General features: G+C 42.1%; 6 protein-coding genes and 1 pseudogene. All 7 read left to right on the forward strand.

What is annotated here, in order from left to right; all coding sequences use genetic code 11:
- Positions 1–455: TSCPD domain-containing protein (locus OB236_RS14665; RefSeq protein ID WP_456299778.1), on the forward strand; the 455-nt coding region annotated here is incomplete at its 5' end.
- 535 nt (positions 456–990) lie between these two features.
- The gene (locus OB236_RS14670) at positions 991–1,650 is read left to right on the forward strand and encodes a reverse transcriptase domain-containing protein (protein ID WP_262684676.1); all 660 of its coding nucleotides are present in this window, start codon (positions 991–993) and stop codon (positions 1,648–1,650) included.
- 28 nt (positions 1,651–1,678) lie between these two features.
- Positions 1,679–1,843: a hypothetical protein gene (locus OB236_RS14675; RefSeq protein WP_262684677.1), complete on the forward strand. Its 165-nt coding sequence runs from the start codon at positions 1,679–1,681 to the stop codon at positions 1,841–1,843.
- A gap of 265 nt (positions 1,844–2,108) precedes the next feature.
- Positions 2,109–2,375, forward strand: a complete 267-nt coding sequence (locus OB236_RS14680) for a hypothetical protein (RefSeq protein WP_262684678.1) — start codon at positions 2,109–2,111, stop codon at positions 2,373–2,375.
- A 100-nt stretch (positions 2,376–2,475) separates the two neighbouring features.
- Positions 2,476–3,531 (forward strand): annotated as a pseudogene (locus OB236_RS14685) (IS3 family transposase).
- A gap of 513 nt (positions 3,532–4,044) precedes the next feature.
- Complete coding sequence (locus OB236_RS14690; protein WP_262684679.1) at positions 4,045–7,173, forward strand: hypothetical protein; 3,129 nt, start codon at positions 4,045–4,047, stop codon at positions 7,171–7,173.
- 194 nt (positions 7,174–7,367) lie between these two features.
- Complete coding sequence (locus OB236_RS14695; protein WP_262684680.1) at positions 7,368–10,724, forward strand: FG-GAP-like repeat-containing protein; 3,357 nt, start codon at positions 7,368–7,370, stop codon at positions 10,722–10,724.
- Positions 10,725–10,956: the final 232 nt, after the last annotated feature.

Here is a 10,956-nt window from a genome sequence, read left to right on the forward strand (position 1 = left end):
CGTACATTACCATTAACGAGATGAATGGCTCACCGAGCGAGGTATTCCTGAACGTTGGGAAGGCGGGCTCTGACGTATTTGCGATGTCCGAGGCTCTTGGACGAGTATGCTCGCTATTCTTGCGCTATGGTGATCATGGGAATAAAGTCCAGCTGTTAACGAAGCATCTGAAGGGTATAGGTGGATCGGGTGCAATCGGCTTTGGCCCTAATCGAGTGGAATCTATTGCTGATGCAGTGGCTCAGGCATTGGAAATGCACGGAAGTGCCCCGAACGAAGCCGATGCTTATGTAACGGCAACGCAGGAAGTCATTATGGAGACGACTGCACAGTATGCAGTCAATCGGAACTCGGCTATCTCACTGGATCTATGTCCATCATGCGGCTCAGCCTCACTCATTAATAGTGAAGGCTGCAAAAATTGCAGCAACTGCGGATACGGGAGATGTAATTGAGTATATAGGTTTGTGTGATTTTGCATAAAAAAATGTGCATTTTAATGTAATTTGTCACAGGTTTGAAGATATTTTGTCATAGAATTTGAGTTTAGAAATGTCTTAATATTTGAAAGTCTTTAGTGGCAAAAACCTTGCTATTAAGGGCTTTTTCTTTTTTATGAGAAGAAATTTTACCAAAGGAAGGTTCATGGCTTAATTAGGTGAAACTGGAGTTGAAGCGGAATTTTATTTTATACATTTTTGACATAACTTGTTGGAGTTGGACTTGATCCACAGGATTTCAGAAACATTGGGATGTAACGAATAAACGCTGATGAGTATTATACATCTTGGGGCCTATAGCATTTTTTGAAGATCTAGCTATGTTTAAAGGGAAATTCAATTGTTGTGAATTGGTGATGCCGCTTGGGTATCTTGCATCTTTCTTTTTGTATTTCAAGCTATTTTTCAAGTGATACGGGATTAATAGTTTATGTGTTCTATTTGAAGCCGTTCAACGCCTCTCGGGCATCGAACGGCTTTTACTTTTAGCGTGCCCAGAGGCACGTATGAAAGTCCAACCCAAGGAAGGGCCAAGGAGAACAACAAGCGTAAATTCCATGCCCTGTATGATAAAGTCTACCGCGGGGATGTGCTGTACGAAGCGTGGAGACGAGTAAAAGCGAATAAGGGAGCGGCAGGCGTAGATGCCGTGACGTTGGCAGACATTGAGGAACAGGGAGAAGTGAGTTTTCTCAAGAACTGCGAGCGAGAACTGAAAGAAGGTACCTACCATCCACAGCCCGTACGGCGACACTATATCCCGAAGAAAGATGGAAAACCCAGACCGCTGGGGATACCGACCGTGTATGACCGAGTCATACAGATGGCAACGAAACTCGTCATTGAACCCATCTTTGAAGCTGATTTTAAGGAGGTATCCTTTGGGTTTCGCCCGAAACGAAGTGCAAAAGGCGCGCTGGAACGAATCCGGAAAGCATGTAACCGCAAAGGAAATTGGGTCATCGACGTCGATATCCAAGGATACTTCGATAACATCAACCAAGAAAAGCTGATGAAATTGGTGCAGATGCGCATCAATGACAGGCGGATGTTGAAATTAATCCGAAAGTGGCTGAGCGCGGGGGTCATGGAAGAAGGAACGGTAAGGCGTGCGGACGTAGGTATGCCGCAGGGGAGCCGAAAATACTAAAATTAATAATATAGGGAGGTTTTTTAAAATGGCAAAGAATTCAGGCAGCGGTTATCGTAAAGGTGCAGTTACTGAGCGTACTCAATTTCAAACTCCAAACGGAAATTGGGCTAAGCGAGATGCAGATACTGGGCGTATTATGGATCAGAAGACATCTGGCGGTAAATTCAAGGGCGTTCGTACAGAGAAGTAGTCTTATATTTGAGATGAAGACAAAACCGTCAGATCATTACTGACGGTTTTTGTCTTATTATTACCAAAGGTATGATGGAGTAAGAGAAGATTTATATATTCATAGTAATATTATGAAAATTGTAATGTATATGAAATCTCGTATTGCTTATACGGGTATCAACTATAGTAGTGACATCGGGATCGGAACTGTTGTACAAATCTGTAATTAGCGATGGTAAGTTTCTTGTTCTTGTAGCTGATGGCATTATTGATGCTCTATAGTAATGGAAATACCGACAGAAGAGCTTTCTGATAAAGTTGCATTTGAGCTCCAAACTGCTTGGGATCAAGGTGTAGAATGGGGGTATTCTCAAAGGCAAAAAGAGCTCGATGGTGATGGAAACGATAGAGATATCAATGAGGCAATTCAAAAATTAAGGGCTATGAGTCCCGTGGAGCGAGAAGCTTTTCACCAAAAAATAAATAGGCGTAATGAACGAATTCAAGTGGTTGAAGAAGCGAGAAGATGGAAAAACGTGGATCGGCTATAGTAAGTTGGAATTGAGGGCTAGTAGAATGAAGACATCAGACAGGAGCGAATCTACGATGCCGAAAGAAAGACGTACATTTTCAGACGAATTTAAAAGCTAGATGGTTCAGCAATATGAAAGCGGAAAGACCCGAGCCAACATTGCTCGTGAATACGACCTGAGTGCAATAGCATTAGATCGATGGATCAAACAAAGTCAAACTTCCGGTTCCTTTTCGGAGAAAGCAAACCGTACCCCTGAGGAAAACGAGCTCCTTGCTTTACGTAAAGAAAATCAGCGGCTTAAGATGGAGAACGACATTTTAAAGCAAGCCGCGCTGATCATGGGACGAAAGTAAATGTGATTCGCCATAATGCTCACAAATACTCGGTATCAGCAATGTGTAGAGTCCTGCAAATTCCACGAAGTTCCTATAATTACAACCCTGAATCTGCCGAAAATGAACTTGAACAGCAACTGGAGAACGCTGTTTTGGATATATTTGCTGCCAGCCGAAACAACTATGGAACCCCCAAAATCATAATTGAGTTGAGGAAGAAATCGTTCCATACCTCACGCCATAAGATAGGCTAGATCATGAAAAAGCATGGTTTGGTATCGAATTATACAGTTGTCCAATTCAAGCCTTTCAAATCCGATGCCAACGATGCTAAAGTTAGCAATTAACAACAACGTCAGTTCAAGCAAGAGGAGCCCTATACGGTTGTTGTCAGTGATTTAACCTATGTACGAGTGGCAGGGAAATGGCAGTATGTCTGCTTGTTTATTGATCTATTTAACCGTGAAATCATTGGGTTTAGTAGCGGTCCGAGAAAGACAGCAACGCTGGTTTACAAGGCGATTGCAAGCATTTCTGTCCGATTAGATCGGATCCAAATGTCGGGGTAAAGAATTCGATAATACGCTGATTTCTCAGGCGTTACAAACCTTTAGAATCGAACGCTCACTAAGCAAAAAAGGCTGCCCATACGACAATGCTGTTGCCGAAGCCACATTTAAGATTTTCAAGACGGAATTTGCTAACCATGCTCATTTCTTGAACTCGGAGCAGCTAACTCTTGAACTCAGCGATTATGTCCACTAGTTCAACCACCACCGAATTCATGGCACCTTGGGATATCTCACTCCCATTGAATTTAGAAAAATCCCATCATAAATATTGTCCAGTTTTCTGTTGACAATCCAAACGTTTTGAGCTGGAAAAGTAATAAGGGAAAATAAAGCGCTACTCTCTTCCATTGATGATATCTAAAAGAAAGATTCTGTGACAATATTCCTCCAACATCTCCAAGGTGTCGAAGTTATAAATCTAGGAATAAGTGAGAAAACAGACGAAAACATTACTTATAGCCTCGCGGAATTGAGTGGGACTTAAGGTAGTGTTTACGAAAATATGCGTCATCAAAATGGACAAGTGAGAACTGTTCTCTCTGGTGTTTGGGTGTTACCGATTTGTAGAAGCCTATTTAATTCCCCCTACAACAGACAACATATGAGAGATCTATTATTTTGTGATTATATGGAAATATTCATTTATATTGAAGTTACATCATCAAAAAAAGTTACAATTTCTGATATATATTAGTCAACGACATAATATTACAACATTCGACAAGTTCTTTCTGTTAGATTGATTGGTATGAACTAATACTAAGTGGGAGGATATTCAATGTCAGGCGTATACCGAAATTTTTTCAAAATTATTTGTTTTGGCTTTTTTTTCTTTTTACTAACAATATGCTTAATAGAAGATTTAGCAGGGGCGCAGCCTTATTCGAATAACGATTCATATTACGATGAGTCCGGACGGTTAGTTTATGAAATTGGCTCAGAGGAAATTAAATTATTCAAATATGACTTGAACGGTAATTTGCTAGATAAGACCGTCCTAAAGGACTTTTTTACATTGGAAGACACACTTAACGATTGGAGCCAGACCTACAGTCACACTGATAATCTGACTTTTGATATCGAGAACAGTACTATCTTTGAGGGAGATAGCTCAAGAGTGTCCCGGACCACATTGTCCAATGAAGAGATTGTATGGAAACAAGAGGAAATCAAAACTTTTCAGGCGATTACTTATGCCCTCGAAGATACCACTCAATTTGATGTGTATGTGTCGATGGATGGAACCAATTGGATAAAGACCAAACCGCTGATCACAAAGACTCCAGGAACAATGAAAAAACATGTATATACGCTGGCAAATATAGCAGGAGCAAACTATATTAAAATGCATTGGAACCATACGGAGGGGGTTGCCTATTCCCCACAGGTCAGCAAGGTGATCCTTAACTACGAGCCAAATGTTCAAAAAAGAGGGGATACGCTCAACGATTGGAGTCAGACCTACAGTCACACTGATCATCTAACCTTTGATACCGAAAACAGTGACAGTTTTGGGGGAGATAGCTCAAGAGTGTCCCGGACCACATCGTCCAATGAAGAAATCGTATGGAAACAAGAAGGAACTAAGACCTTCCAAGCGATTACCTACGCCATAGAGGATACTACCCAATTCGATGTATTGGTGTCAATGGATGGAATCAATTGGTTACAGATGGAACCGCTAGTCACAAAAACTTCGGGGCCGTGGAAAAAACATGTGTACACTCTGGCAAATTTAACAGGAGCAAACTACATCAAGATGCGGTGGAATCATACGGAGGGTGAAATCTGGTCTCCGCAGATCGGCAAGGTAATCCTTAACTACGAGCCGAATATTCAAAAAAGAGAAGACTCACTCAACGATTGGAGCCAAACCTACAGCCACAGTAACAATCTTGCCTTTGATATCGCGAACAGTGGCAGCTTTGGGGATGATAGCTCAAGAGTATCCCGGACCACACTGTCCAATGAAGAAATCGTGTGGAAACAAGAAGGAACCAAGACCTTTCAAGCGATTACATACGCAGTAGAAGACACCACCCAATTTGATGTGTACGTATCAATGGATGGAACCAATTGGTCACAGTCGAAACCACTGATCACAAAAACTTCGGGGCCATGGAAAAAGCATGTGTATACCCTGGTAAATTTAACAGGAGCAAACTACATCAAGATGCGGTGGAATCATACGGAGGGTGAAATCTGGTCTCCGCAGATCGGCAAGGTAATCCTTAACTACGAGCCGAATATTCAAAAAAGAGAGGATACGCTCAACGATTGGAGCCAAACCTACAGCCACAGCAGTAACCTAACCTTTGATACCGCAAACAGCGGCAGCTTTGGGGGAGATAGCTCAAGAGTATCCCGAACCGCACTGACAAATGAAGAGATTGTATGGAAACAAGAAGGAACCAAGACTTTTCAAGCAATTACATATGGCATGAAGGACAGTACGCAATTTGATGTGTCCGTGTCGATGGACGGAACCCATTGGTTACAGACGAAACCGCAGATCACGAAGAGTCGAGGGACATTAAATAAACATGTGTATACCTTGGCAAATTTAATGGGAGCAAACTATATCAAGATGCGGTGGAACCATACAGAGGGAGAAACCTGGTCCCCGCAGATCAGCAAGGTGATCCTTAACTATGAGTCCAGTATTCAAAAAAGAGAGGATGCGCTTAACGATTGGAGCCAAACCTACAGCCACAGTAACAATCTTGCCTTTGATATCGCGAACAGTGGCAGCTTTGGGGATGATAGCTCAAGAGTATCCCGGACCACACTGTCCAATGAAGAAATCGTGTGGAAACAAGAAGGAACCAAGACCTTTCAAGCGATTACATACGCAGTGGAAAACACTACCCAATTTGATATGTACGTGTCAATGGATGGAACCCATTGGTTACAGACGAAACCGCTGATTACAAAGAGCACAGGGACGTTGAATAAACATGTGTATACCCTGACAAATTTAACGGGAGCAAACTACATTAAGATGCGTTGGAACCATACAGAGGGAGCAGCTTGGTCCCCGCAAATCAGCAAGGTAGTCCTTAACTACGAACTTAATGTGCAGAAAAAAGAGGATACGCTTAACGATTGGAGCCAGACATTCAGTCATAGCGCTAATCTGATTTTTGATAATGCGAACAGTGCAAGCTTTGGAGGAGACAGTTCGAGAGTGGCCCGTGCGACATCGACCGAAGAAGAAATGGTATGGAAACAAGAAGGAATCCGGGATTTTCAAGCAGTGACCTACTTCCACCCAACTTTAGATCCAATTCACCATTTTAGCTTCTATACATCTATGGATGGAGTTGTATGGAACAAAGCAACCCCGGTAATCAGCGGCGGAGAGGGCAATTGGATAAGATATATATACACGTTAAGTGATTTAACAGCTGTAAACTATGTGAAGATGAAGTGGAATGCCGGAGGAACAAACTGGAATCCGCAAATTAGCAGGGTTCTTATGAATTATATAGCCAATATGGAAAGCAGAGTGGACAACTTGAATGATTGGAGTGGAAGTTATAGTCACACAAATGTGGTATTGGATACGACACCCAATGCTGACATGGATAATGACTCATCACGAGCGGCACGTTCTACAACAGGAGATGAAGAAATTATATGGAAACAAGAAGGAATTCGTGATTTTCAAGCAGTAGCGTACTACCACCCAACACTAGAGCTCATTCGGCATTTTAGTTTTTACACGTCTATGGACGGAGTAGAATGGAGTGCAGCAACGCCGGTAATCAGTGATGGAGAGGGCAGTTGGATACAGTATATATACACGTTGAGTACTTCAAAAACTGTAGATTATGTGAAGATGAAGTGGAATGCTGGAGGAACGAACTGGAATCCACAAATCAGCAGAGTCATCATGAACTATTAGTACATAGTAAGCTGTAATTCTTATAGACGTGATTCGAGTGGTTGAACATTATTAATCTGACTGGGATATGACTTATGAGATTGTATACAGCCTCAGCCATGATAAAATCGGTGTATTAAAATTAAGATCTCTTTAAGCTGTATAGAAGGGAATACAAAAAGAAATGAACATGAAAGAGATGGTGAAATTTATATATGTTCACGAAAAAAATGGATAAATTTTTAGTGTGCAATTTAATTTTAGGTATATTAGTTTATTCAATTATGAGTAGTCTGTATGCACAAGCAAAATCAAACCCGAATATCACATTTCCAATTCCAAGCCCAATGAATATGGGAATAAATGGTGTATCTAATCCAGATACCTATCAAATAGATCCTTATAATCAGGCCATAGGTTCATTAATATCGAACCCGCAGGAAGTGCGGCCAAATCATGTGAACGCTGTAAAAACAAATTCAGCATTAGCTGATTCCGCCCGTTATTTTGACGGAGAAGATTGGCAAGATATCGACACAACTCTTCGAGAGGATTCAACAGATTCCGATTATACATACAGTATGCTTACCAATAATTTTAAGGTAAAGCTGAACAAAGTGGGGAATCCGTCTCTGTCATTTTCAGTCTATGATCAGTCTGTAGTTTACCGGGCAGAAGAGACTAATATGGTCACGGGTATGGTGGATGGGAATTCAGTTGTATATCCCCGTTTATGGAATGAAACGGATTTATACTATCACATAGAGAATAATCAGTTAAAAATGGAGCTTCATCTTTTAGATCATAATGCCCCGAAAACGTTCAAATTCGAATTACAAACAAAAAATGTCAACCATCACCTCAATGAGGATGGATCTATTGATTTTGTGGATTCATTAGGTCAAGTGAATTTCAAAATCCCTCCATTATGGATAAAGGATACTTCGAGTGGGGAAAAGCGATATGATCGGATTCAGACGACAATTACAGAAGATAACAACAGGACCATTCTTGAAATTACATTAAATGATGAAGGGTTGCAATATCCAATTGTTATTGATCCAACAACAGAACTGATTGACTACCATGAAGGTACTGGCTTTCAGCCATGGAATTGGAATTCGGGAGTAAAAATGTTGGATGACAATAGCTCTGTATGGTTTAAAGATGTGAATGGCGATGGGAAGGCAGATATGATTGCAAAGGGGCAGCCGGGTTCTACGCATGCAGGCTGGATATTTGTTTCCCTAAGTACAGTAGAAGGATTTCAATGGTGGACCTGGGATTCTGGAGGAAGGATGCTGGATGATAATGGGCAAATATGGTTTGAAGACGTAAACGGCGATGGCAAGGTGGATATGATTACACAGGGGCAACCAGGGCAACCTAACGCGGGCTGGGTCTATGTTTCGCTAAGTACCGGAACCGGTTTTCAAGGATGGACATGGAGTTCTGGAGTCAGGATGTTGGATGACAATAGCTCCGTCTGGTTTAAAGATGTAAATGGAGATGGGAAAGTAGATCTAATTTCTAGAGGACTCCCAGGCCATGAAAATGCAGGTTGGGTATATGTAGCAATGAGTAATGGGACAGGATTCCCAGACTGGACGTGGAGTTCGGGAGGTAGGATGCTCGACGATAACGGCCAGTTCTGGTTTGAAGACGTGAACGGCGATGGGAAGGTAGATATGATTGCACAGGGGCAACCGGGACAATATAACGCAGGCTGGTTATATGTATCTTTAAGCACCGGAAGTGGATTCCAAGGCTGGACATGGAATTCAGGAGCCAGGATGTTGGATGATAACAGCTCCGTTTGGTTCAAAGATGTGAACGGCGATGGCAAAGTCGATATGATATCCAGAGGTCTTCCTGGAAGTGGAAATGCAGGTTGGTTATATGTATCGATAAGTACAGGCCAAGGATTCCCATGGTGGACCTGGAATTCGGGAAGTAAGATGTTGAATGACAAGGATTCAGTATGGTTTGAAGATATGAATGGTGACGGGAAGAGCGATATGATCGCACGGATACACTCCGGAGGTAACCATGAAGAATGGATTTATGTTTCCTTGAGTACAGGAGTAGGTTATCAACCTTGGACATGGAAGTCAGGTAACAGGATGTTTAACTATAAAGATTCAGTCTGGTTGAGTGATGTAAATGGGGATGGCAAAACTGATTTGATAGTAACTGGTCAATCGGGCGATTCCAAAGCAGGTTGGGTCTTTGTATCACTAAGTTCAGAAATTGTAACTGTTCCCCCATCCCTGCCCTATATTTTAAATACTGGATTTCCTTCATCGACATGGAATTCCGGAGTCAAGATGTTGGATGATAATAACTCTGTCTGGTTTAAAGACGTGAACGGCGATGGGAAGGCAGATATGATAGCCAGAGGTCTTCCAGGGAGTGAAAATGCAGGCTGGGTCTATGTGTCCCTTAGTACAGGAGAAGGATTTCAATGGTGGACCTGGGATTCTGGAGGAAGGATGCTGGATGATAATGGGCAAATATGGTTTGAAGACGTAAACGGCGATGGCAAGGTGGATATGATTACACAGGGGCAACCAGGGCAACCTAACGCGGGCTGGGTCTATGTTTCGCTAAGTACCGGAACCGGTTTTCAAGGATGGACATGGAGTTCTGGAGTCAGGATGTTGGATGACAATAGCTCCGTCTGGTTTAAAGATGTAAATGGAGATGGGAAAGTAGATCTAATTTCTAGAGGACTCCCAGGCCATGAAAATGCAGGTTGGGTATATGTAGCAATGAGTAATGGGACAGGATATCCAGACTGGACGTGGAGTTCGGGAGGTAGGGTGCTCGATGATAAAGGTCAGTTCTGGTTTGAAGACGTGAACGGCGATGGGAAGGTAGACATGATTGCACAGGGGCAACCAGGGCAATACAATGCAGGCTGGGTCTATGTGTCTTTAAGCACCGGAACCGGTTTTCAAGGATGGACATGGAATTCCGGAGTCAGGATGTTGGATGATAATAGCATCGCCTGGTTCAAAGATGTGAACGGCGATGGCAAGGTAGATATGATATCCAGAGGTCTTCCTGGAAGTGGAAATGCAGGTTGGTTATATGTATCGATAAGTACAGGTGAAGGATTCCCGTGGTGGACCTGGAATTCAGGAAGTAAGATGTTGAATGACAAGGATTCGGTATGGTTTGAAGATATGAATGGTGACGGGAAGAGCGACCTCATTAAAATAGGTCAATCTGGAGGTTCAAATGCAGGTTGGGTATACAGCTCCTTAAGTAACGGAGAAGGATTTCCAATATGGACTTGGGACTCAAAGGGCAAAAAGTTAGACGATAATGGTTTGTTTGGATTTGGAGATATAAATGGAGACGGCAGAGCCGATTTGATTTCAACCGGTCAAGCTGGATCTTATAATGCGGGCTGGGTATACATATCGCTAAGCGCTGAGGTAGTCATACCAAATTATTTTTATGATATTGACGGGCATTTAATCCAGATTCTACTCCCATCAGGAGAAAGTTTCCAATTACAATACGATGCCAATGGAAATCTAGTTAAAAGGATAAAATTGGACTAACTATGGTATTTGAAAAGCAAAACAAACATTATCTATTTTAGTTTCTACAAGGTTACTTGATGTTTTACCCCAAGCAGAGTCAAAGCTCTCTTGGGGTTCTTTTTTTTGTTTTCCCACTGCCGCTGTTAAACAACCCGGAAAATCGCACAAAACATTTATGCGGCGCAAACTATATAAGTTGAACTAAAATTGTTCAGTAATTTGGTCGCTTTCTAAGCGAAGGCATAGGCGA

Source organism: Paenibacillus baimaensis, from assembly GCF_025567575.1.